Annotated in this window: 21 protein-coding genes; 6 read left to right on the top strand and 15 right to left on the bottom strand. The window is 55.6% G+C overall.

Annotation, left to right across the window (positions count from 1 at the left end; all coding sequences use genetic code 11):
* Positions 1–29: 29 nt before the first annotated feature.
* Positions 30–926 (bottom strand): esterase/lipase family protein, encoded by an 897-nt coding sequence (locus tag R2E40_RS11305; protein WP_318165508.1) that lies wholly within the window; start codon positions 924–926, stop codon positions 30–32.
* 174 nt (positions 927–1,100) lie between these two features.
* Between R2E40_RS11305 and R2E40_RS11300 the strand changes: the two genes are divergently transcribed.
* The 3 genes from R2E40_RS11300 (at position 1,101) to R2E40_RS11290 (ending at position 3,519) form a co-directional block, all read left to right on the top strand.
* Positions 1,101–1,415: a YebG family protein gene (locus tag R2E40_RS11300; RefSeq protein ID WP_130632364.1), complete on the top strand. Its 315-nt coding sequence runs from the start codon at positions 1,101–1,103 to the stop codon at positions 1,413–1,415.
* A 278-nt stretch (positions 1,416–1,693) separates the two neighbouring features.
* On the top strand, positions 1,694–2,971 hold the full coding sequence (locus R2E40_RS11295) for a site-specific integrase (protein ID WP_318165507.1): 1,278 nt from the start codon (positions 1,694–1,696) through the stop codon (positions 2,969–2,971).
* Positions 2,972–3,168: 197 nt separating this feature from the next.
* Positions 3,169–3,519, top strand: a complete 351-nt coding sequence (locus R2E40_RS11290; RefSeq protein WP_318165506.1) for a DUF3653 domain-containing protein — start codon at positions 3,169–3,171, stop codon at positions 3,517–3,519.
* A 36-nt stretch (positions 3,520–3,555) separates the two neighbouring features.
* Here R2E40_RS11290 and R2E40_RS11285 read toward each other — a convergent pair whose 3' ends face one another.
* The 9 genes from R2E40_RS11285 to R2E40_RS11245 all read right to left on the bottom strand — a co-directional run bounded on the left by R2E40_RS11285 (position 3,556) and on the right by R2E40_RS11245 (position 11,165).
* Entirely contained in the window at positions 3,556–4,026 is a 471-nt protein-coding gene (locus R2E40_RS11285; RefSeq protein ID WP_318165505.1) for a hypothetical protein, read from the bottom strand.
* A gap of 415 nt (positions 4,027–4,441) precedes the next feature.
* Positions 4,442–5,164 carry a DUF4145 domain-containing protein gene (locus tag R2E40_RS11280; protein ID WP_318165504.1) on the bottom strand — a complete coding sequence of 241 codons (723 nt, stop codon included), beginning with the start codon at positions 5,162–5,164 and terminating at the stop codon, positions 4,442–4,444.
* A 406-nt stretch (positions 5,165–5,570) separates the two neighbouring features.
* A complete protein-coding gene (locus R2E40_RS11275; RefSeq protein WP_318165503.1) occupies positions 5,571–6,773 on the bottom strand; it encodes a zonular occludens toxin family protein in 1,203 nt (400 codons plus the stop codon).
* A 3-nt stretch (positions 6,774–6,776) separates the two neighbouring features.
* Positions 6,777–7,091, bottom strand: coding sequence for a DUF2523 family protein (locus tag R2E40_RS11270; protein WP_010634000.1), 315 nt, complete (start codon positions 7,089–7,091; stop codon positions 6,777–6,779).
* A 3-nt stretch (positions 7,092–7,094) separates the two neighbouring features.
* Entirely contained in the window at positions 7,095–8,492 is a 1,398-nt protein-coding gene (locus R2E40_RS11265; RefSeq protein ID WP_226014497.1) for a hypothetical protein, read from the bottom strand.
* Between the two features lie 39 nt (positions 8,493–8,531).
* A complete protein-coding gene (locus tag R2E40_RS11260) occupies positions 8,532–8,744 on the bottom strand; it encodes a major coat protein (RefSeq protein WP_010634002.1) in 213 nt (70 codons plus the stop codon).
* A gap of 300 nt (positions 8,745–9,044) precedes the next feature.
* Positions 9,045–9,368: a hypothetical protein gene (locus R2E40_RS11255; RefSeq protein ID WP_010634003.1), complete on the bottom strand. Its 324-nt coding sequence runs from the start codon at positions 9,366–9,368 to the stop codon at positions 9,045–9,047.
* A 26-nt stretch (positions 9,369–9,394) separates the two neighbouring features.
* Positions 9,395–10,927, bottom strand: a complete 1,533-nt coding sequence (locus R2E40_RS11250; protein ID WP_139430849.1) for a replication initiation factor domain-containing protein — start codon at positions 10,925–10,927, stop codon at positions 9,395–9,397.
* Positions 10,914–11,165 (bottom strand): hypothetical protein, encoded by a 252-nt coding sequence (locus R2E40_RS11245; RefSeq protein ID WP_017785335.1) that lies wholly within the window; start codon positions 11,163–11,165, stop codon positions 10,914–10,916. Before R2E40_RS11245 ends, R2E40_RS11250 begins: the two co-directional genes overlap by 14 nt.
* Before the next feature lie 124 nt (positions 11,166–11,289).
* Here R2E40_RS11245 and R2E40_RS11240 point away from each other — a divergent pair, with 124 nt between their 5' ends.
* The 3 genes from R2E40_RS11240 (at position 11,290) to fabA (ending at position 14,353) form a co-directional block, all read left to right on the top strand.
* Positions 11,290–11,682, top strand: coding sequence for a helix-turn-helix domain-containing protein (locus R2E40_RS11240; protein WP_226033531.1), 393 nt, complete (start codon positions 11,290–11,292; stop codon positions 11,680–11,682).
* A 49-nt stretch (positions 11,683–11,731) separates the two neighbouring features.
* Positions 11,732–13,711 carry a Lon protease family protein gene (locus R2E40_RS11235; RefSeq protein WP_318165502.1) on the top strand — a complete coding sequence of 660 codons (1,980 nt, stop codon included), beginning with the start codon at positions 11,732–11,734 and terminating at the stop codon, positions 13,709–13,711.
* Between the two features lie 81 nt (positions 13,712–13,792).
* Positions 13,793–14,353, top strand: a complete 561-nt coding sequence (gene fabA, locus R2E40_RS11230; RefSeq protein ID WP_016350690.1) for a 3-hydroxyacyl-[acyl-carrier-protein] dehydratase FabA — start codon at positions 13,793–13,795, stop codon at positions 14,351–14,353.
* Positions 14,354–14,434: 81 nt separating this feature from the next.
* On the opposite strand, the gene rmf is transcribed toward fabA, so the two are convergent.
* From rmf to rlmKL, 5 genes are all read right to left on the bottom strand, one after another.
* Positions 14,435–14,614 carry a ribosome modulation factor gene (rmf, locus tag R2E40_RS11225; protein ID WP_005315693.1) on the bottom strand — a complete coding sequence of 60 codons (180 nt, stop codon included), beginning with the start codon at positions 14,612–14,614 and terminating at the stop codon, positions 14,435–14,437.
* A 160-nt stretch (positions 14,615–14,774) separates the two neighbouring features.
* On the bottom strand, positions 14,775–16,412 hold the full coding sequence (locus R2E40_RS11220) for a DUF3466 family protein (RefSeq protein WP_318165501.1): 1,638 nt from the start codon (positions 16,410–16,412) through the stop codon (positions 14,775–14,777).
* A gap of 8 nt (positions 16,413–16,420) precedes the next feature.
* Positions 16,421–18,343, bottom strand: a complete 1,923-nt coding sequence (locus tag R2E40_RS11215; protein ID WP_318165500.1) for an ABC transporter ATP-binding protein — start codon at positions 18,341–18,343, stop codon at positions 16,421–16,423.
* A 74-nt stretch (positions 18,344–18,417) separates the two neighbouring features.
* Positions 18,418–18,648 carry a glutaredoxin family protein gene (locus tag R2E40_RS11210; RefSeq protein WP_029300910.1) on the bottom strand — a complete coding sequence of 77 codons (231 nt, stop codon included), beginning with the start codon at positions 18,646–18,648 and terminating at the stop codon, positions 18,418–18,420.
* Positions 18,648–20,819 (bottom strand): bifunctional 23S rRNA (guanine(2069)-N(7))-methyltransferase RlmK/23S rRNA (guanine(2445)-N(2))-methyltransferase RlmL, encoded by a 2,172-nt coding sequence (rlmKL, locus tag R2E40_RS11205; RefSeq protein WP_029300911.1) that lies wholly within the window; start codon positions 20,817–20,819, stop codon positions 18,648–18,650. Before rlmKL ends, R2E40_RS11210 begins: the two co-directional genes overlap by 1 nt.
* Positions 20,820–21,060 lie beyond the last annotated feature (241 nt).

Below are 21,060 nucleotides of genomic sequence, written 5' to 3'. Positions count from 1 at the left end.
GGTAGCAAAAACGGAAAGGGCCTGAGCAATCAGGCCCTTTTCATTTGCGGCTGCGGGCGGGAGAGCAGGGTTAACAACAAGGCCGTGGTACGGCGGGAGTAGAGCAGGGAGAGGTGGCCAAGGGCGGCGAGCTCCACGTCCTCCATCCCATCCAGTCGCTGGCGGGACTGGGGCAGCACGAAGTTGTCGTGGCTGGTGCGCACCGAGACCCCGGGCACGCAGAGCGGCACGGTGGCAAAGCGCAGCAACCAGCCGGAGCCGGGCTCCATCTCGCGGGCATTGTCGCCCAGCCCCAGAGTCGCCAGCTGGCTGCCCTGATGGGGGGTGGCCAGGGTGATGAGCTGCGCCACCTTGTCACCACCCGCCACCGCTAGATAGTCGCGGCACACCAGGCCACCCATGCTGTGGCCGATCAGCACCAGCTGCGACGCACCGGTGGCGACCAACACCTCGTCGATGCGATTGGCCAACAGCGGCACCATGTCGTCGAGATGGCCGAAGGGAGGGGTCAGGGTGACGGTCGCCACCGTGTGGCCGGCTGCCTCCAGCCTGGCTCGTTGCACCCGCCAGATGCCGCGACTGCAGCCATAGCCGTGGATCAGCAGCAGGGGCAGGGGGGAGGGCGTCAGCCTGTCTGGCGCCATCAGCCAGCGCTCGAACGGCAGCAACCAGGTGAAGGTCAGCAGGTAGGCGGCTATCTCCCGTCCCACCATGGGCAACCATTCTCGCCAGCCGATGGCAGGCACCGGGTAGAAGCGGGAAAAGCCCCAGGTCAGCAGCACCACCAGGGTGCGCAGCCCCAACAGGGCCACCACCACAAACAGGATGGAGAGCGGTAGCGAGAGGCCGATGACCAGATGGGCGATGCCCCCAAGGAGCGTCACCTCAACCAGCAGCAGGATCAGTAGTTGCTTTGTGATCGTCATGGCCCAATCATCCGACCAGTTTGGCATGGAAGTCAAATGACCCTTTCATCAATGTGATGACAGGCGCGCAATCACCCGTCGGCGCGGCAATAAAACACTTCTGCATGGGGGTTATTTGCAATACTGTATATCCATACATATACTTGTAATCACTATCAGAAGGAGGACGCCGCTATGGCCGTTGAGATCAAATATGTTGTGGTGCGTGGGGGAGTGGAGAAGATGACCTTTGCCAGCAAGAAAGAGGCCGATGCCTATGACAAGCTGCTGGACACTGCCGATGAGTTGATGCATTTGCTGGCGGGCGCGCCCGTTCGCCTTGAACCGGATCAGCAAGAGAGCCTGGCCTTCTACCTGGCCGAGCAGCGCGATCTGCTGCAAAACGTGCTGCGCGGGGCCAAGGGGCAGGGGAGCGGCAAGTCGGAGCCGCAGGAAGAGCAGAGTGACGCAGGCAAGCCAAAAGACAAATCCCTCAAGCGTGTAGCGTGAGGACGATATGGGGGAGGCTGCCCATCACAGGATGAAAACAGCCTCAATTTATGCATTGATGAGAATTTTAAAGCATTTATATGGATATTTACCCCGAGAAATTTCCAACAAAGGTGCATATCCATTGAATAAACACACTATGCAGCATCAGCTGTTGATAGCGGTGCTGTTCGCTACACAGCATCGACGTTCCAGTCCCACGTGATGCCGATAACCCCATTTATCGGCATCACCATCACGCAAGCCCCGAGCCGAGTCTCTCATCCACAAGCATCATCATGACCACTATGTTACTTCCACCCGCCATGCCGCTGTTCGATGGTCTGGCCTACCTGGAGGCGGGCAACCCCCAGATCAATCAATATCTTGCCAACCTCAGCCTCAACGATGTGCCCGATGCCGGGTTGGTCTACGAACTCGCCGTCGACTGGCTGCTGGAGCAGCGCAACAGCGAGAACAACTACAAAACCTATCGCAGCGAGCTGACCACGTTTTTGCACTGGTGCTTCGGCGAAATGCGCATCAGTCCCAAGGATCTGACCCGGCGCATCATGATGCGCTATCTCGATTACTGCCAGACGCCGCCGGCGGCCCTGATCGCCTATCGCAACGTAGCCCAGTTCGTGCTCGACAAGGAGTGGGGAGAACGACTGCCGAATCCCCAATGGCGACCCTTCCTTGGCAAGCGGGAGCTGGGCCGCGAGTTGCCGTACCGCCTCAGCGAACAGGCTATGAAGACCAAGCTCGCCATTCTGTCTGCCTTCTTCCAGTTCTTGATCCAGGAGGAGTACATGGACCGCAACCCGGCGCTGTTACTGCAACGGGTGAAGCGCTCAATGCAGCAGGAGCCGGACGACCATGGCCAGGCCTTCAGCGAGCTGCAGTGGTCCTATGTGATGCAGGCGGCCGACCTGCTGGCGGCCGAATCACCAGAGCAGCACGAGCGCAGCCGCTTCCTGATAAGCCTGATGTACGCCTGTTACCTGCGGATCTCGGAAGTGGCGGCAAGGCCAGGGTTTACCCCCGTCATGGGGCAGTTCCGCCGTGATGGTAAAACCGGTGTCTGGGGCTATTTCATTCCCCGCAGCAAAGGTGGCAAGCGCCGCACCGTGGCGGTCTCCCATGCCTTGCTCGAGGCCCTCAAACGCTATCGGACGTTTCTCGGTCTCTCACAATTACCGGCGCCCGATGAGCAGACTCCACTGTTTGTGCGCCACAAGGCTGCGGCACATGGCCGGGAACAAGGTGAGCTCAACGCCAACCTCGGGATCCGCCAGCTGCGTGACCTGGTGATGAGCGTCATCCAGACCGCCGCCGAGTTGGCAGAAAAAGATGGGTTTGTGCAGGACGGCGCCGAGATGCGCAATCTGACACCGCACTCCATTCGTCATACCGGTATCACTCACGATATCAATCTCAACGGGCGGCCGTTATCACATGTGCAAGCCGATGCCGGCCACGACAGCATCGACACCACCTCCAAGTACCTGCACACCGGCAACAGCGAGCGCCATGAAAGTGCCAATCATAAACCGCTGGATCGGTTGCACGACTAGGCCTTTAAAAATGAGAGATAACGAAGAGACAAGTTCAGGAGCACGGCTGTGATGACCGGCGTTTTTTAACCGGCCTCATTCCGGATTCTTCCACGACTCAATACCGCGCATAATGCCGTGTTTAGTTAAATGCCCATCTGAAACCTGCCGATAAGCCAGCCCACGCAATTTTGCTGGTTTATCAGGTATTTACTTGGATGGAACGAGAGTTGACCAAAAACTTCATTTTTCGTTGGTTTGAGTGCGGTTTATCAATTGAAGAGACGGCCAATCTTTGTTTTGTTTCTGTGAGGCAGGTCACGTATTGGGATAAGGGCAAAGAGATCCCGCCTGCTTATAAACGGCTTATGCGTATGGCTTCGGGTAGGGAGTTGCCCACTATCTGGAAGGAATGGGAAGGCTGGCGGATGAAGAATGATTGCCTTGTCTCACCGGCAGGAGTCACCTACGACAGGCGAAGGCTGGAGGCCATAGCCATCATCCAAGCGGAGAGATCAGAGCGACAGATGGCCGCTTTCTACTGGAGGAAAAAAATAGGCACCAGATAAAGAAGGGGGCCACGGCCCCCTTCTTGTAAGCATATATCACAAGGTAAATGGTAAAATCAATTCAAAAAAAGCATCCTCGCTGAATACCTTATTCTTTTTATCTGCTTGAACGATCATCCAATCTACTTTTGGGAATGTCTTAGTTTTCCAATGCAAATAAAACACAACTGGCTCTTTAAAGTTGTCTGGGTTATCGACTGTGACTTGGAGGATTCCAGTAGAATAATCATCATTCACGAAGCTATGCGGCTCGATTCGAATAGACCGCGTCTCACAACACAGCGTTAGGATTGAGGTTGTATGTTCCTCACCGTCAATATCGAGCAAAAAACCATCAACTCTCGAAGCTACAAGCGAATCTTGAAACCACAAATTAATGGTTTCGAGTAGTTTAAACGTATCTTCAAGAAAATCCTTTTTCAGCTTATCTAAAGCTATTTTTTCGAATTTTCTCCGATTAACAGAGCTTTTTAAGTCACTGAAAAACTTGCTTTTATGGCTAAACATAACACTCCCTTTTTGTAAGCGCCTAACTAGCTCCATCTACTGGCTAACAGGCATAACCATGAAATGGTGACTCGAATGAAGAGATTCAAGAAGTAACCAACAATTTTTCAAAGTGGAGCAAACCTAGCCATGGCTGGATACCATAAAACCAAGATACCGAATACGATGTGGGCAGAGTCTCCATATTGCACCGCGAAAGCTGGAGGCTGCGCCCCGCGTTTTAGTAAGGGTGCCCCTGCTCTTAAACACTCGCCCGAGTGGGCCTGGGCCAAGAGGTTGCGCGTATGGCCCCACCATCGAGGGTTCAAGGAAAAGCTCTCCCAAGGAGAGGGGAGGGGTAGAGGTAGAATTCCCCCCGTATTACTACACGGGGGGGGGGGGAGGGCTGAGAGGCAAACGGTGTGCAATAGTGGATTTACTTCTGCTCTGGAGAATCACTCTTAAAAACTTCCAGGACTTGCTGAGGAATAATGTATGTACCATCAAGCATATGATCAATTATTTTCATCGCCAATCGTAGCTGCTGGGAGTCATGAGCCTTTACTTCATGTGCAGCTTTATTACCCAAGATTCTTAATTTATGTAAAGTTTCAGCCCCCTCAGATGTAACTATTGACATAGCTTTTAATGAATTTATTTGCTCACTCAGCCCCTTACCACTTGCCTTCAAATCTTTACATACCGTTTCCACTATAGCTCTAATTCCTATGCCAGCTAGGACATATTGTTCATTCTCAATTGAGAATTGAGTTTCCTTATATATATCCAATATTTTAAGTGGCAGCTTATCCACATCTATAGAATTTAATCCCTCCATCCTAGCAGGATAATATTTTATTGTTTCACAGTGATACACACCTGTATTACCATTTTCATCATAAAAATAGTCCACCGACTCTGAATCAGTCAGAACTGTGCGAAATGATACGGTGTCACAACCAAGACACTGAATAATTTGGTTCTTTTCTTGCCATGAAACTTCGTTTCCGCGCCCACAATCTTGACGACCATGTTCATTATAAGAAAATATAATATTATGAAATGTATCTTTGTCGCACACCCTACATACACAAAGATGTCTATCCATATTTCCTGGAACGGATTTAAATTCCTTTTCAACTCCAGTTATATCTACCATATATTTTTCCACCCATAACGAAAGCAATCAATAAATCAAGACTATAGGCTTACAACAATATCAGAGCAATAGTGACTCATCTTAAAATTTTCCATAGCGTGCAATATTACATAAATTTGTGACTTCTCAGTCCCCACTGCGCACATATCCCCCGACGAATCGGGCCGCCACGGCCCTTGCGGGGGGTGCTTGGGGAACAGGTAACATCCGTTGACACAGTGAGTAGAGTGGTCATTAGGTTTAGCAGGAAAGGGGGTGCCACCGCCCCACAGGAGCATTCCAAAGAAGTTTCGGCGAGCCTACCACCTTCCCGACAATGGGCCTCAGAGTGTCGCCTTATAGGGGCTAACGCCCCTGGGGTCAGTGGCCGACCAGAAGAAAGGCGGCCACCGGCAGGAGAGGGGAGTTATGACCGGTCATCAGTATTTGCTGGCTTGTTGCTGCCACCCGCAAAGAGGGTGGCATTGTATTTCCGGCGCAGGGCGTCCCCCTCGGGGTCGCAGTACACGTCCACAGGTTGCCCCTGGTACTTCACCACCGCATGGCATGCACTCATTGGGTCCACCCTGGCGAGTTCCTCCGGCCAATCGTCCCTGTCGAGCGGCTGCACGTCATCGCCCTTGCGCAGCGAGAAGCAATACTCGACCCGATATTCCCCCAGGTGATCCTTTATCAGGACGTGACAGCTGATAATGAGCTGATGGCCGGCAAACGGCCCTATAGCAAGGACGCCAGCAGCAGACGCAGCAGGAGCGCCACCAGGACGTACATCAGCAACGGGCGAAGCACCCACCGCCCCAGCAGCCGGAACAGTGGCAGAAGCGGTCTCAGCGGCCTTAGCAGAAGCATCAATATATTCAGGCTTGATGAAGCCAAAGAATACGCAGAGTCCCCAAATCGCCAGAATAAACAGAATTTTAGGGTCTCGAAATATCGAGCTGCCCGCGATTGTATCCGAGACCTTACCGGTTGTAGTCGAGTCATAAAGCTTGAAAACATACTTGGGCACCTTATTAAATGGCTTGGCTTGCAGTACGTCATTCATGGACGTACCGGAGTTATCAGAGAGATGAAGCACCGTCTTATATCGACCACCAATCCCCAATATCGCCATATTGGTATGACGAATGGCCGTTTCGGCAGCAGCCCGAATTACCTGGTGCACCTTTTTGATGTTCGGAGTCGTAAATACAAAGTCCCAGTTATGATGACGGTGCATATCAAAGGCCACATCAATCGTCTCTGGCCGGCCATCTTCTTTAGCCACATCCGGCCCGCCAGGATAATCGAGCCGGTCTAAATCACTCTGTCGCCAGGAAGGCGGGAATATTCTTTGCACTTCATCGACCAGGAAGAAAACCCCCTTGGGCGCCCAATGATAAAAGCGGGCGAGGTGATCGCGTCCTTCCTGGGATTCTGTCTCGATATAGGTGACCTGGAACTCGTCAGGCACTTCCTTTCCCAATACCTCTTTGCACCGCTCCGCGGTAAAGCCGCGCACGTTGGTAACGATATGACGGCCCGCCTTGATGGCCGGTATCACATCGGTATGAATCGCTCCTGACGATTTATAGGAGCCTGGGGCGCCGTGGTGGATCTTGATAGACATGGCTTACCACCCCAACATGTTCAGTAAAAAGCGGGTCACAAAGGCTTGCGTCAATATCGACAGCCCTTTATCAACGTGCAAATAGAGCAAGATCCCCCTCATTTGAGAGGGCAGGTTATTAAAAGAGGCGGAGATCAGGTCGCTGAATTGCAGGTTAATCAGTATCTGCTTGGCAACGTCCCAGGAAAAAGTGAGCAGGAATATTTTGAACTCGACCCACTGAATAGCCAATTTAACCGTTATCCAGGCTGCAAACTGCACCGCCAGTTGATATATATCGTTGAAAAATCCGTTAAAGAAATCACTCATCCATTCCATATATCACCTCTTAGCCACAATCATCAGCGCCAGAAAATAGAAGATGAACATCATGATGGCCGCTATCATTTCCCAATATCCCTCGACCTCGGGGCAGACGGAATAAGAGCGACCAAACATCGAGAACATATCAAAACACTTGGGCACCGCCGCCGACCCGCTCAGGCTATACCGGAACATATCGACCATATCTTCTTTAATACCGTTATGGGTATTCTTGAGTTGCTCCTTATGCTCCTGGAACTGCTTATTAATGGTTTCCAGGTCAAAGAAACAGTGCGCACCACCTTTACAGAGCTGGGATGTATATTCAGACCCTGTTACATGCAGCGGATTTTCTGCAGAGCCAGGCATTTGTGAGTAATCAATGCCTGGGCCATTATTGCCATTACCATTGCTGCCATTACCTGTGCCGCCGGTGCCATCACCACCATTTGTACCGCCATTTTGCAGGGCCTCAGCAATGGCCTTAATATTGCGGTTCATTTCAATGCTATTATTTCGCATATCTTGCATGGTGTAGGAATAAAGGTTGTGCATGTCGCTGGCGGATTCATGCACTCGGCCTTTCATCGACTCGATGTCATACTGCATTGTCCGCATAAGCCCATACATGGTGTTACCACCATAATTCTGAGCAAAATCAGGCCCAAAGAAATTATCCCGCAACTCTTTCAAAACACGATACTCACCCGTGCTTTGACCAAATCCGTCTTGCGGATTAATCATGGCATTCTTTAATCCAAGGAACTCGTCATAGAACTTATGACCTAACGCCGTCTGCTCCCGAATACTGTTCTCCATGCCAACCTGACCATTATTAGTGGCCTTCATATAACGAAGAACATCTACCATTTTGCCATCAATATTTTGAGCTGATCGACTCGCACCCGCTGAGCTCGACATCAAGCTAGTAAAACCCGTTATCAAGGTATTATTCACCTGACGCAAGGCGTCCGTGGTCATTTCCTGCTTATCACCACCGACACGAATCCCGTTGGGCGGCAGATTGGGAATTACATCGCCATTATTGCCGTTATTGCCATTGCTACCGTTACCATCGCCATCCGAGCCGCCATCCCCATCGGATCCACCGCCCACCGAGCACTCCTGGCCGGTACTCTCAATCGGCCCCATGGTGCCGGCGTCTGGGAACTGCAGGCAGATACCTGGACACCCGACAAAGCAGCCTCCCTGGGAGGAACTTTCCCATTTCACGCAGAACGGCAGCACAGTAGAAATCGGCACGTTAGAAAGGCGGAGCCCGACAGGACAACCCGCCGAAGCCCCCAGCGGAAACAGCAATAAAAGCCAAGCGATGCGCACAGTACCCCCAATAAAAAAGGCGACCGGAGCCGCCTTTGTGTCATATCGAAAACGATGACCTGTAGCCTTCAACAAAGAACAGGAACCACAGCGTTCCGATGAGCAAAGACATGCTTAGGCTTTGCGCATCAGGCTGATCAGGATGCCCACGCCCACACAGGTGGCCACAACCAGCATGACCTTGGGAGAGGTTGCGGTCACGTCCGACTGGGTGGCGTCCAGGGCCTTGGCAGCGGCATCAGCAGCGGCTGTACCTTCGGCAAAGGCCGCACCGGTAGACAGGGAGCACACAGCAGCGATACAGCCATTACGGAAATAGTTTTTCATACTCGTTTATCCTCTTTTTGCACTTACGATGACACGGGCAATTGCGCCCAGTTTGAGGCCAGTGATCCAGATTAATAATCCGAAGCCAAAGGCCATCGACACAGTGGATACATCAAATTCAAACCAGCTCGATATATCCGTTAATTTGGCGTGCTCCTGGACAGTCAAGAGCACGTAATTACACGAATCCCCCTCAGCTAAGCGGGCATATCCTTCAGAGGTAATATCTAGACAAAGCATTATCGCGCCCTCGTCGTCGCTCGCTGCGCGCCCTCGCTCCTCCTCCTCGCGGCGCGGTAGTTATACCGGCTGCTTTTTGGTGGGCTGGAAACCAACAACGACGTTGCGGGTCGGATTCTGGGGATCCGCTTCCAGGACAAGATCCACTGCCACCAATTTCGGGCAGTCGGCCAGCTCTTTAATAGTGGCCGCATCGTTGCGCAGGGCTAATTGGCGCACTTCATAGCCCCAGGAGGTGATATTGCATTCCGGCTTGTTCACGTTATTAGCCACTGCCAGGTATTCCACCTGGGCAAAGTCATAGGGAACCGGCGAGCCAGATTTACGGGAGACGCCATAGCCGTGAGTAACGCGGGTAACCAAAATACCAGTCAGCAGAGACATATTATTTATCCTTTGAAGAACCATTGTTAGGTCGAAAATAATGGCAGTTCGTCCAGGTCAGGAGGAACTGGCATTCTTAACCGCGCAGGAATATCGGTTTCTTCCAGGTGCGCTGTTAATTGGTTAACAATCTTCTCAGGGGATAGCCCCTCGATGTTTGCTAACCAATTGACAAGGCGACCGGCCATTCTGGACATATTAAATACGGCGTTGTCCCTGGACGTTTTGAATTTATTCTTAAAGGTGGTCACACGTACCGGTGTTATTTCTTCCTGGCAAACCGCATCCAGCCATTTGGCAAATTGCGGATACATCCCCGCAAAATAAGGGTCAGGGTTTACCAGGACATCTAGCGGAATGACTCTGTCTTTATTGTGTAATTCGCCTTCGGCGCGTACCCAGTTTGGGAACTCGGCCGATTGCATCTGTTTGCCTTTCTCATATATCCGCGCACATTTGCCGTTGATACGGCTGCCCACGTAGAAAGAGCAACCCTTGCTCGGCACCATGCCGAAACGCTTGGCGATGCCCTTGGCCACCTCGGTGATCACGAACTCGCCCGATTCAATCTTCATCCAGGAAGGCGCACGGCCACGCTGTGGGTGAAACTCGCCGGCTTCGGCGCCGGCTATCGCGCCCTGGTAAGTGATGTGTTTGCCGCTGTAGTCATCCAGGGCAAGGTCGACCCGAGTGATGCGCAGACCTGGCACGTGAGAGATAACGGAATGCAAAGCCTGGAAATCGAGGGCCGCACAACCCACACCGGAAAAACTCACCATGCAGCCATGGTTAGCTGCACCCCAACCAATCAGCCCGCAGGGCATCCCGTCACACAGCAGGTCAGCCGAGTTGGCGTAACCGTGCAGACCGGAGCGGCGAGGGCGCATGGTAAAGCGCGGCTCGGGGATAGGGACACCGATGCGGGTATTGAGTTCTTCCAGCCACAGCTCGATCTCGTTGCAGCAGAGGGCATCCAGGAACTGGACGCCGTAGCAGTCGATAAGGTCGTTATAGGCCTCCCAATACTTGGCACCCTCGACCACCTCGAACTGGGAGAACTTGAGCAGGTCAGCGCAGACGGCTTTGAGCTCCTGGCGCATGTCGGCGCGGGACTGGTAGCCGGAGTGCAGGGCACGTTCCATCATGTCGGTCATGGAAGGCGTCAGCACCGGGGCAGGGGCCTTGGCCACCCCCTTGAGACTCAACCGCTCAGTGGCCTTGTCAAAGACCCGTGCAGGGGCAGGGGAGGCGGCAGACTGCTGGCGCTCAGCTTTGTCATAGAGGCGCTCAGTCACCTTGTCGAAGCGGGTGAGGGGAGCGAACCCGACAGGGCGCTTCCACAGATAGCGCAGGCCCTCGACCGGCTGGGCGGCAAAGGCAGCCTGAATGGCCTTGCTCTGGGTCTCGAAGCGCGGGATGGCCTTGAGCAAAGCGCCTTGCTTGGCCAGCTCGGTCATCTGGCGCAGTTCGGTCGGCGCCCAGGTAAACGACAGATAGTCGATCAGGGTTTTGTTGCCGATAACGCTATTTATCGGCATCACGGCGCTATGACCAGTCATCGAAAAACACTCCCTGGTCATAGAAGCCTTGCCATGTATCCTCGGTCACCTCGACCAGCTCAAAGGCGGTGTCGGGGTACGTCATGGACAGATAGACCCGCATCTCGTGCAGGTCGCGGAACATCTCGACCTGACCGGCCACACAGGCGGAAACATCGCCGGTGGGCTCTGCTTGCCAGTAGACCTTGCGCTCGGTGAGCGCCGGCAGATCCTGGTTTTGTGGGCTACAGTAGGTCATAAGTTATGTATTCAAGTAGTTACTTAAGTAGATTCAATCATGTAATTACCTAAATAGAAACGAGGCGATTTTCGCCAAAATGGGTATGATGGGCCGATTGTCGAACTACTCAGGAGACAGAAACATGGACTCGAAAACACTGATTGAGGCCTACATGAGGGCCAAAAAGTACAGCCAGTTTCAGGAAGTCGCCGCAGACCTGGGATTTACCAGTTCTTACATCTCTGCAATCAAGCATGGTAAATCGCAACTGACTGATGCCACTGCAAAAAAGCTGGCTGAGGAAATTGGCCTGGATGCCAAAGAAGTGCTGTTAAGTCTGGCAGCCGTCAGAGAGACAGATCCCGAGATTAAAAAGGCCTGGTACGACATCCTGGCGAAGTACACCAAAGGAGCCGGCACGGCTGTAGCCCTTGCGGCAGCGGTGTTTCTGGCCCCTAGCCACGGGCATGACCTAACCGCGCATAATGTATATTATGTTAAATTAACTATCTTGTTTCCTGTCACCACCTATTGAACTGTGTATAATGGCAACAATTGATCCTATCTCCGACCGGATGTCTTAAGTGGCTGAATTAACATCAGAACAATTAAAACCTGTTTTTTCGATTGAACAGTTTCCTGCCCTCAGCGAACTCGAACCCATTCCTTTTGCCGCCTTGCAACCCAGAGCCATTTCCGGCATCAAGCGTCTCGCCAGTTTTGATGGCGACTGCCCGGTCATGTTGCTCAACGGTTTTCCCGGGGTGGATTATGAAGGCGTTTGCCAGACGCTGATCGCAGCTTCCAATGGCAAGGATGGCGACCTGTTCGATCTCTGCTACACCGAGAATCTGAACAACCCGTTCAAGCCCATCTGGCTGCGCCTGCAACCCGGCACCGGCTTCGAGTTCTGTGAAATGGTCGGTGAATTGCTCAAGCTGATGAGCCATCACCTGGATGCCGAGCGCCTGGTCACCCGCATCATGCGCAAACAGAACAATGATCCCAAGATCGATGACTTCCTCTCCGATCTCGCGGCGCACGTGGCTCAAGGGCTCGAATTTCAGCATCCGGTACTCATCAACCTGCTGATCCACCATGAAGAGCAGGAAGCGCCTATCATCTATGGGCGGGATTTGAACTGGGATACCCTGTTTGGCTCCATCAACTATCAGACCGAGCAAGGTTCGGTTTATGCCAACCAGCACCTGCTGGAGCCGGGCCTGCTGCGTCAGGCCAACGGTGGCTATCTTATTTTGCAGCTTGATGAGCTGCTGGATCAGCCCCATCTCTGGTTCAAGCTCAAGAATGCGATGCAAAAAGGTGAACTGGACTGGAACGCCTATCAGGAAGGTAAAACCCTGACCCCCTTCTTCACCCCGGAAGCCACCCCCATCAAGCTCAAGCTGATCTTGGTAGGCGATCGGCTCGATGTAGCCGAGTTCCAGATGCTGGACCGCGACATGTCCGAGCGGATTTTCCTGCGCGCCGATCTGGTCTCCGAAGTGAACATCGAAGAGGATTTGCCCGAATTCCTGCAGTATCTGGCCTGGCTGCGTGAACGCTGGGAGTTGCTGGACTTCACCCCTGCCGCCCTCGCCTCTATCTGCCGCCACGCCAGCCGGCTGTGCGACCACCAGGAGTGGCTGTCACTCTCCGAGATCCAGCTCAGTGCCATCATGCGGATGGCCGACAGTCTGGCACGGGAGCTGGAAGCGGATGCCGTCACTGACGAACATATACACGGCGCGCTGGAAGAGCAGGATTATCGCCTCAACTATCTGGTCGAGCAGTCCGACCAGGGCGTCATCGACGGCCAGATCCTGCTGCAGACCGATGGTGAGGAAGTGGGCCAGATCAACGGCCTCTCCGTCATCCAGGTCTCAGGGCATCCCTATGATTTCGGCGAGCCGGTGCGCCTCACCGCCACCGTGCATCTGGGTGATGGCGATGTGGCGGACATCGAGCGCAAAGCGGAGCTGGCCGGCCATATCCACGCCAAGGCGATGATGATCATCCATGGCTATCTCTCCAACAAGTTTGGGGCCGAGAACCCTTCCCCGCTGTCGGCCAACCTGGTGTTCGAGCAGTCCTACCATGAAATCGATGGTGACAGCGCCTCGTTGACCGGCCTGTGTGCCCTGCTCTCTGCCCTCGCCCGCCAGCCCATCTACCAGCACTTTGCGGTGACCGGCGCGGTCGATCAGTTCGGCAATGTGCAGGCCGTCGGCGGCGTCAACGAGAAGATCGAAGGCTTCTTCCGGGTGTGCAAGATCCACGGTCTCACCGGCAAACAGGGGATCCTGCTGCCCGGCACCAATGCCCAGCAGCTCAACCTGTCCGATGAGGTGATTGCAGCCGTCGAAGCCGGCCAGTTCCATATCCATCCGGTGGATCATGTGGAAGAGGCCATCGAGCTGCTGACCGGTTGTGTTGCTGGTGAGCCGGATATGCCGGATACCCTGTTCGGCCGGATCCAGCAGCGGCTGGATGAGCTCAATGGCACCGACATGATCAAGGGTGGCGTGCTGCGCCGCCTGCTTGGTCGAGTGTTCGGACGGTGAGAAAAGAAGTGATCGGAGTTGTTTAGCGAACAACTGTACGCTAAATTGGCCCGGCTTTGACCCATTTGAAGGATAAACAGCGTGACCGTAGACAATACCACCATTGATGCCCGCCTTTCCCTGTGTGAACAAGGCAAAGACTCGTTTACCCGTGAAGAGCTGCTCGCCTGCAGCCGTGGCGAACTGTTTGGTGAGGGTAACAGTCAGCTGCCCGCCCCCAACATGTTGATGATGGATCGCATCGTCAAGATCAATGACAACGGTGGTGAGCATGGCAAGGGTGAAATCTTGGCAGAGCTCGATATCACGCCGGATCTCTGGTTCTTCGATTGCCACTTCCCGGGTGATCCGGTCATGCCTGGCTGTCTCGGTCTGGATGCCATGTGGCAACTGGTCGGTTTCTTCCTAGGCTGGAAAGGCGGCCCCGGCAAGGGTCGTGCACTGGGGGTTGGCGAGGTGAAATTCACCGGCCAGATCCTGCCGACCGCCAAGAAAGTGACCTACAAGATCACCTTCAAGCGCGTCATCAACCGCAAGCTGGTGATGGGGATCGCCGATGGCGTGGTGGAAGTGGATGGTCGCCCGATCTACAGCGCTACCGATCTGAAAGTGGGTCTGTTCAAGGACACCACCGCATTCTAAGTCTGACCTTCAGGTCGAACTGAACAACGTAAAGGGGCCATCATGGCCCCTTTCCTTTTGCAATGAGTGATGAAGTACCGGCTACTTCATGAAGAGGCCTGAGCCCCGCCCTTCCATGGCATCACGCCAACCACCAAGCCAATGCCCACGGGCATCCAGGCATTGATACGGACACGCTTCTTTCTGTTTGCCGACCACGCCAGCCTGATAACCACGAGCACGAGCTCTTTCCAGACGGTCCCGTTTTTGTCTCTTCATCATCTACGACCCTCTTCCGTGGAACAAAAAAAGCGACCAATTTTTCATCGGTCGCTTTCATCTTTACCCCAGGGGGTCGGCAGGGTCAAACAAAAAATTTCATGCTATCCGGTCATTGTGACACAAGACACTGAACCGCATTAATTTTTAGTGACACAACTTTTTAACGCTGGAAACGGCGCAGCCAGGCGAATGGCATGGCCAGCAGAGTCAACCAGAACAGGCTGCCACCACCGCTGCCGCCATCCTGACCGGTCTGGTTGTTGACCGGTGCGTTGGCGACCACATAACCGGCCGGATCGTTGTTCTTGTAGTCGGTTACCACCGGCGCCAGCTTGACGCTGACCACGGTAGCATTGGTGCGGTTGTTCAGATCGCTCTCGCTGTTGTAGCGGTAAGCCGTGGCCGCGACAGTACCGTTGCTGCTGATGCCGCTGGCATAGGCGATGTGGTAGTAGTAACCGTTCTGGGTACACTGCTTGGCACCCGCATCATCCAGGCCGCAGATGAGATCGTTCAGATACCAGTTGTTGCCGGTCGCCGCGTTGAGCAGGAAGCCTTCCTGCATGCGGTTGGTGCCGTTGACCACGGGCTGGGTCTGATGGCGGGAATCACGCCAGCCAACCACCATGTTGTGGTTGTTGATGGCGGCCGCTTCCGAGCCGGCGCCGCTGAGCGGCTTGTCCTGCAGGGAGACCACGGCGTTGGTGGTCGGCGTGTTCAGGTTGAACACGAACATCTCGACCGGGCGGTTCTGGCCCTTGTTGATGCGATAGAGCTGGTTGCCGATCACATAACCGTTGTCGTTGACCCCCACGGCCCAGCTGTGTTGCAGCTTGGCATCATCCTTGCCGGGCTCGCCTTCGGCCAGCGGGATGATCTGGGTAGTGCCTACCTTGCTGCCATCCAGATCCAGCGTCCAGTAAGCGGCCAGGTTGCGACCATCCAGGTAGTTGGTGCCGATCTCGCCGGTGGAGGAGTACCCTACCCCATACAACGTGCCGTTGAATTTACCCACTCCGAGCGCGGAGGCGGTCTGCACCACTTCGTTGCGGGCACGGGCGTACTCGTTGGCCTGCAGCAGCTTGTTGAAGGTGCCGGTACTGTTGACCAGCCAGAAGCTGGCCTGGGTGTTGAGGCCCGGGCAGTAGCGGTAGTCGCCGTACTGGCCATCGTTGCCGGCAAAGCACCAGTTGTAGGTTTCGGAGTTGACGGCAATGTTCTTGCCGGTGGCGGCGGTACCGGTCACCAGATACTGGCCGTTGTCCAGCATCTTGATGCTAGTCGGCACGCTCAGGCTGTGAGTGCCGGCGCCGTCTTTCAGCTCGACAGGGTTGCCCTCCTCGACCACGGCGAAGGCTGTGCGCAGCTTGCCACTCATCTTGTAGCCCGTCCGGGTGCCGGGCACGTCGCCCAGCGCAGTCACCAGACCGTCGGTCTCACCCAGCTGTACATAACCTACGTTGTTGCGCTGGTCGACCCCGTCGAGGAAGTCACGACGCCACTGATAGGCGAAGTTGCTCTTGTCGTTCCAGAAGGCGTTGCAGACCGAGTTGGAGAGCATGCAGCCCTGCTCGAAACGGAAACGATCGACCAGGAAGTCGGCGAAACGCACGGTCGAGAAGTGCTCGGCCATGTTGTTCTTGGTATTGATCCCGATGAGCCCGTTGCCGTCGCCGCTGATCCCGCTGGCGTAACCCTTGTCGGACCCATCGACAATGGTGAAAAAGGGACTTTGTGCCGCCTGGGCATGCAGGCTGGCGCTGACCAGAATGGCCAGCATGGATAATTGCTTTTTCATCTACTTCCTTAGTCCTGATGTTTCAACGCTTCCAACTCCTCCCAACGGGAGAAGGCTTGTTCCAATGCAGCCTCTGCTGCATTCAGGGCATCCAGTTTGGCTTGAGTCTGGTCGCTCGGCAGGGAGAAGAAACCGGGGTGGTTGATCTCGGTCTGCAGGGCATCCAGCTCTGCCTCCAGCTGTTCCAGTCGAGCCGGTAGATTATCCAGCTCCAGCTGCAACTTGTAAGAGAGCTTTTTGGCTTTTGTGGCAGCAGGCGCTGGCGCCACGACAGGCTCTGGCGTTTTGCTCTGCACCGGTTTGGCGATTTGCTGCGCAGACTGCTGTGCCTGTTGTTGAGCACGGGTGGCCATCATGTCGGCGTAACCGCCCACATAATCGCTGATCTGCCCGTCCCCTTCAAACAACCAGCAACCGGTCACGGTATTGTCGATGAAACGACGATCGTGGCTCACCAGCAGCAGGGTACCGGGGTAGTCCGCCAGCAGCTCTTCCAGCAATTCCAGCGTTTCGACATCCAGGTCGTTGGTTGGTTCATCGAGGATCAGTAAATTACTGGGCTTCAAGAACAATTTGGCCAACAGTAAACGGTTTTTTTCGCCCCCTGACAAGGCTTTCACCGGGGTGCGTGCCCGTTTTGGCTCAAACAGGAAGTCCTGCAGGTAACCGAGAATGTGACGGGAGCGGCCGCGCACCATCACTTCTTGCTTGCCCTCCCCGACGTTGTCCACCACCGTCTTCTCGGGGTCGAGCTGCTCGCGGTACTGATCGAAGTAGGCCACTTCCAGATTGGTGCCCCCTTTGACCGTGCCACGACTTGGGCTCAACTGACCGAGCAGCAGCTTGATGAGCGTCGACTTGCCGCAGCCGTTGGGGCCGACCAGCGCAATCTTGTCGCCGCGCAGCACCTGCAGATCCAGCCCCTGGAACAGGGTGCGATCACCAAAGTCCAGCCCCAGTCCTTCACTTTCAAATACCAGCTTGCCGGAGCGGCTTGCCTCATCCAGCTGCAGCTTGGCCTTGCCCTGCAGTTCACGGCGCTGGGTCCGCTCCATCCGCATCGCCTTGAGGGCGCGCACTCGCCCCTCATTGCGGGTACGACGGGCCTTGATCCCCTGGCGTACCCACACCTCTTCCTGGGCCAGCTTGCGATCGAATTCGGCATTCTTGAGCTCCTCGACCCGCAACCACTCCTCTTTCCCCTGCAGGTACTCGTCGTAGTTGCCGGGCCAGGAGGTGATCACGCCGCGGTCCAAATCGATGATCCGGGTTGCCAGCTTGTGGATGAATTCCCGGTCGTGGGAGATGAAGACGATGGCGCCGCGAAAATCCTTGAGGAACTCTTCCAGCCAGTTGATGGCATCGATGTCCAGGTGGTTGGTCGGCTCGTCCAGCAGCAACAGATCCGGATCGCAAGCCAGCGCGCGGGCCAGTGCCACCTTGCGCAGCCAGCCGCCGGAGAGGCTGTCGAGGGTCACGTCGGGATCCAGACCCAGCAGGGTCAGCACCTGGTTGATGCGAGTCTCGAACTGCCAGCCATTCTGGTAGTCAAGCTGCTCCTGCAGCTGGCTCATCTTGCGGATGTTGGCATCGGAAGCATCGTGTGCCAGTTCCATGGAGATATGGTGATACTGCTTGAGCAGCTCCCCTACCCCGGCCAGCCCTTCGGCGGCGTAGTCAAACACGGTGAGTTCGCTCGACGCGGGGGGATCCTGCTCGAGACGGGTCACTTTCAAATCTTGTTGCAGCACCAGACGGCCGTCATCGAGCGGCAGTTCGCCGGCGATAACCTTCATCAGGGTGGACTTGCCCGCCCCGTTGCGCCCCACCAGGCAGAGGCGCTCGCCCCGCTCGATGGTGAGCTCGGCCTGATCGAGCAGCGGAAAATCACTGAACGACAACGACGCGCCGTGCAATGTCAAAAGAGCCATTCTTGTTCCTTATTGCTAATGAAAAAACGGGTGGCAGACTGGATCTCCCCCCGTTTCATCGTCAAATCGTCCGCTCACCCCTGCCTGGCAAGCCACGCTTGCAGCTCAGCCAGGGTGAAGGGCCAACCCAGTTCACGCCCCGCTTCATCCCGCAGTACCGGAATGCGGACCCGATAGGTTGCCAGCCACTGCGCATCATCCATGATGTCGCACGGGCGAGTATCGGCCGCAAGACCGGCCTGTTCCACTAGCGCCCACGCCTGTTCGCACAGGTGGCAGCCGTCGGTGTGAAACAGGGTCAGCATCAGGCCTGGGCCTCCGCATGGGTGATGATCCAGCAGTTGTGGATATGCTGGTTGCGCTCGAAATCCTTGGGCCGAGTCTTGCCGGTGATGTTCTGGGCCTTGAGGCCGATGGCCTCGAGGCCGGCCAGATCCATCTTGAAGTGGCGCTTGTTGTTGGAAAACACCAGGGTGCCACCCGCAGCCAGCAGCCGCTTCAGGTGCTGCATCAGCAGCAGGTGATCACGCTGCACGTCGAAGCTCTCGTCCATCCGCTTGGAGTTGGAGAAGGTGGGCGGATCGATGAAGATGAGGTCGTACTGCTCGTCCGCCTCGGAGAGCCACTTCAGGCAGTCGGCCTGCACGAACTTGTGCTCTCGGCCCACCAGCGAGTTGAGGCGCATGTTGTCTTGTGCCCAGTTGAGGTAGGTGCGCGACATGTCCACCGTGGTGGTTTCGCTGGCACCGCCCAACCCAGCGTGCACGGTGGCACTGCCGGTGTAGGCAAAGAGGTTCAGGAAGCGCTTGCCCTTGGCCATCTGACCCAGCATACGGCGGGTCTGACGGTGGTCGAGGAACAGACCGGTGTCGAGATAGTCATAGAGGTTGACCCACAGACGGGCGCCGTACTCCTGCACTTCCATCCGGTGCTGCTCTTCGGAGAGCTTCTGGTACTGCTGTTTGCCTTCCTGACGCTCGCGCACTTTCAGGATCACCTTCTCGCCGTCCATGCCGGTCACCTTGATGGCGGCCTGTACCATGTCGAGCAGGCGCTGACGGGTCTTCTGGGCGGGAATGTCCTTGGGCGCCGCGTACTCCTGCACCACCAGATAGTCCTGATAACGGTCAATGGCGGCGTTGTACTCCGGCAGATCGGCGTCGTAGAGGCGATAGCAGTCGAGGTTCTCTTTCTGCGCCCACTTCTCCAGGGTCTTCAGATTCTTGCGCAGACGGTTGGCAAAGTCCTGCGCCACCTCTTTCTGGGAAGCGACGGAGTCCTGCGCAATCTGGTAGTTGCGCAGCTGACACTCGAGGGCGCCGTTGAACAGACGATACTGCTTGTCGGCGCGCAGACGCAGACAGCTCAAGAGCTCGGGGGATGCGGAAAGAATGGAGACTTTCCAGCCCTGGAAGCTGCGACGCAGGGCATCGCCGAGGGCCTGATGCACTTCCAGCAGTGCCGGGAACTCGCCAAGACGCTCGCCATAGGGCGGGTTTGAGATCAGCATGCCGACCTGACGGGCCTCCCCTTCCACTGCCGGCATCGGCAGCGGGTTTTCCAGCGCGGTGACATCGGCCTGTTTGAAGGTGATGAGATGAGCCACGCCGGCGGCTTTGGCGTTGTCGCGGGCTTTGAGCAGCACGCGGCTGTCGGCATCGCAACCAAACAGCTTCACTTCACAGCGTTGCATGCCGCGCTTGGCCCGTACCTGAGCCTCCATCAGCAGGCTCTGCCACAGCTCGCTATCGTGCTGCAGCCAGCGATCGAACCCGAAACGCTCGCGGCGCAGGGCCGGTGCCATGTCGGCGGCGATAAAGGCAGCTTCCACCAGCAGCGTACCGGAGCCACACATGGGGTCCATCATGGGCTCGCCGGCCCAGCCGCTACGGGCAATCATGGCGGCGGCCAGGTTCTCTTTGAGCGGCGCCTCGCCGGTACCCTGACGGTAGAAACGCTGGTGCAGCGCGGGGCCTGACAAGTCCAGCGTGATATTGGCCTTGCCCTTGCCCAGGTGCGCCATGATGCGAATATCCGGCGACTTCTTGTCCACGTCAGGACGCACATGACCGCGTTTGGTGAAGCGATCGACGATGGCATCCTTGATCTTAAGGGCACCGTACTGGGTGTTGCGAATGGCCGGATTGGTACCGGTAAAATCCACGGCAATGGTGGAGGTACCGGAGAAGTGCTCTTCCCAGGGAATGGTGTGAGCACCCAGATAGAGATCCAGGTCGTCATTCATCTGGAATTCGGACAGCACCAGCACGATGCGGGAGGCGAAACGGCTCCACAGACAGGCCTTGTAGCCAATGGCCAGTTCGCCTTTGAAATGCACGCCAGCCACGGTCTCACGGACCTGCTCTGCGCCCAGGTTGGTCAGCTCGACAGCCAACAGGTTTTCCAGCCCTTTGGGGCAGGTTGCAAAAAATTCTTTCATCACGCTCACGGGGAACCCATAAAAATAGTGCCGCATTATACCTTAAGCCGCGATCCGGAGCAGCAAAAGCTTGCCAGTGACGGCATAAGACATGCGCCGCCTCAGACCTTTTGGCCACTCTGGCGAGGCATGCGCGCAGGAAGGATCTGACGAAGAAAAAACGTACCGGCCGCTCGACAAGTTCAAACAATAACCAGGTGTACTCCGGCATCTCTCATTGGCACGGCATGACCTTGCTGAGGTAGCAACCATATATGACATGGCCATGGTCAAGAAT

The organism is Aeromonas sp. CD, from assembly GCF_033349375.1.
In the GTDB taxonomy this organism is placed as follows: Bacteria; Pseudomonadota; Gammaproteobacteria; order Enterobacterales; family Aeromonadaceae; genus Aeromonas; species Aeromonas hydrophila.
The sequence above is the reverse complement of the archived record's forward strand: the minus strand, read 5'-3'. Positions and strand labels throughout refer to the sequence as shown.

What these genes read in the sequence shown, in the direction of transcription:
- R2E40_RS11305 (WP_318165508.1), bottom strand. Translation starts at nt 926, where the DNA reads ATGACGATCACAAAGCAACTACTGATCCTGCTGCTGGTTGAGGTGACG.
- R2E40_RS11300 (WP_130632364.1), top strand. Translation starts at nt 1,101, where the DNA reads ATGGCCGTTGAGATCAAATATGTTGTGGTGCGTGGGGGAGTGGAGAAG.
- R2E40_RS11295 (WP_318165507.1), top strand. Translation starts at nt 1,694, where the DNA reads ATGACCACTATGTTACTTCCACCCGCCATGCCGCTGTTCGATGGTCTG.
- R2E40_RS11290 (WP_318165506.1), top strand. Translation starts at nt 3,169, where the DNA reads ATGGAACGAGAGTTGACCAAAAACTTCATTTTTCGTTGGTTTGAGTGC.
- R2E40_RS11285 (WP_318165505.1), bottom strand. Translation starts at nt 4,026, where the DNA reads ATGTTTAGCCATAAAAGCAAGTTTTTCAGTGACTTAAAAAGCTCTGTT.
- R2E40_RS11280 (WP_318165504.1), bottom strand. Translation starts at nt 5,164, where the DNA reads ATGGTAGATATAACTGGAGTTGAAAAGGAATTTAAATCCGTTCCAGGA.
- R2E40_RS11275 (WP_318165503.1), bottom strand. Translation starts at nt 6,773, where the DNA reads ATGTCTATCAAGATCCACCACGGCGCCCCAGGCTCCTATAAATCGTCA.
- R2E40_RS11270 (WP_010634000.1), bottom strand. Translation starts at nt 7,091, where the DNA reads ATGGAATGGATGAGTGATTTCTTTAACGGATTTTTCAACGATATATAT.
- R2E40_RS11260 (WP_010634002.1), bottom strand. Translation starts at nt 8,744, where the DNA reads ATGAAAAACTATTTCCGTAATGGCTGTATCGCTGCTGTGTGCTCCCTG.
- R2E40_RS11255 (WP_010634003.1), bottom strand. Translation starts at nt 9,368, where the DNA reads ATGTCTCTGCTGACTGGTATTTTGGTTACCCGCGTTACTCACGGCTAT.
- R2E40_RS11250 (WP_139430849.1), bottom strand. Translation starts at nt 10,927, where the DNA reads ATGACTGGTCATAGCGCCGTGATGCCGATAAATAGCGTTATCGGCAAC.
- R2E40_RS11245 (WP_017785335.1), bottom strand. Translation starts at nt 11,165, where the DNA reads ATGACCTACTGTAGCCCACAAAACCAGGATCTGCCGGCGCTCACCGAG.
- R2E40_RS11240 (WP_226033531.1), top strand. Translation starts at nt 11,290, where the DNA reads ATGGACTCGAAAACACTGATTGAGGCCTACATGAGGGCCAAAAAGTAC.
- rmf (WP_005315693.1), bottom strand. Translation starts at nt 14,614, where the DNA reads ATGATGAAGAGACAAAAACGGGACCGTCTGGAAAGAGCTCGTGCTCGT.
- R2E40_RS11220 (WP_318165501.1), bottom strand. Translation starts at nt 16,412, where the DNA reads ATGAAAAAGCAATTATCCATGCTGGCCATTCTGGTCAGCGCCAGCCTG.
- R2E40_RS11215 (WP_318165500.1), bottom strand. Translation starts at nt 18,343, where the DNA reads ATGGCTCTTTTGACATTGCACGGCGCGTCGTTGTCGTTCAGTGATTTT.
- R2E40_RS11210 (WP_029300910.1), bottom strand. Translation starts at nt 18,648, where the DNA reads ATGCTGACCCTGTTTCACACCGACGGCTGCCACCTGTGCGAACAGGCG.
- rlmKL (WP_029300911.1), bottom strand. Translation starts at nt 20,819, where the DNA reads ATGCGGCACTATTTTTATGGGTTCCCCGTGAGCGTGATGAAAGAATTT.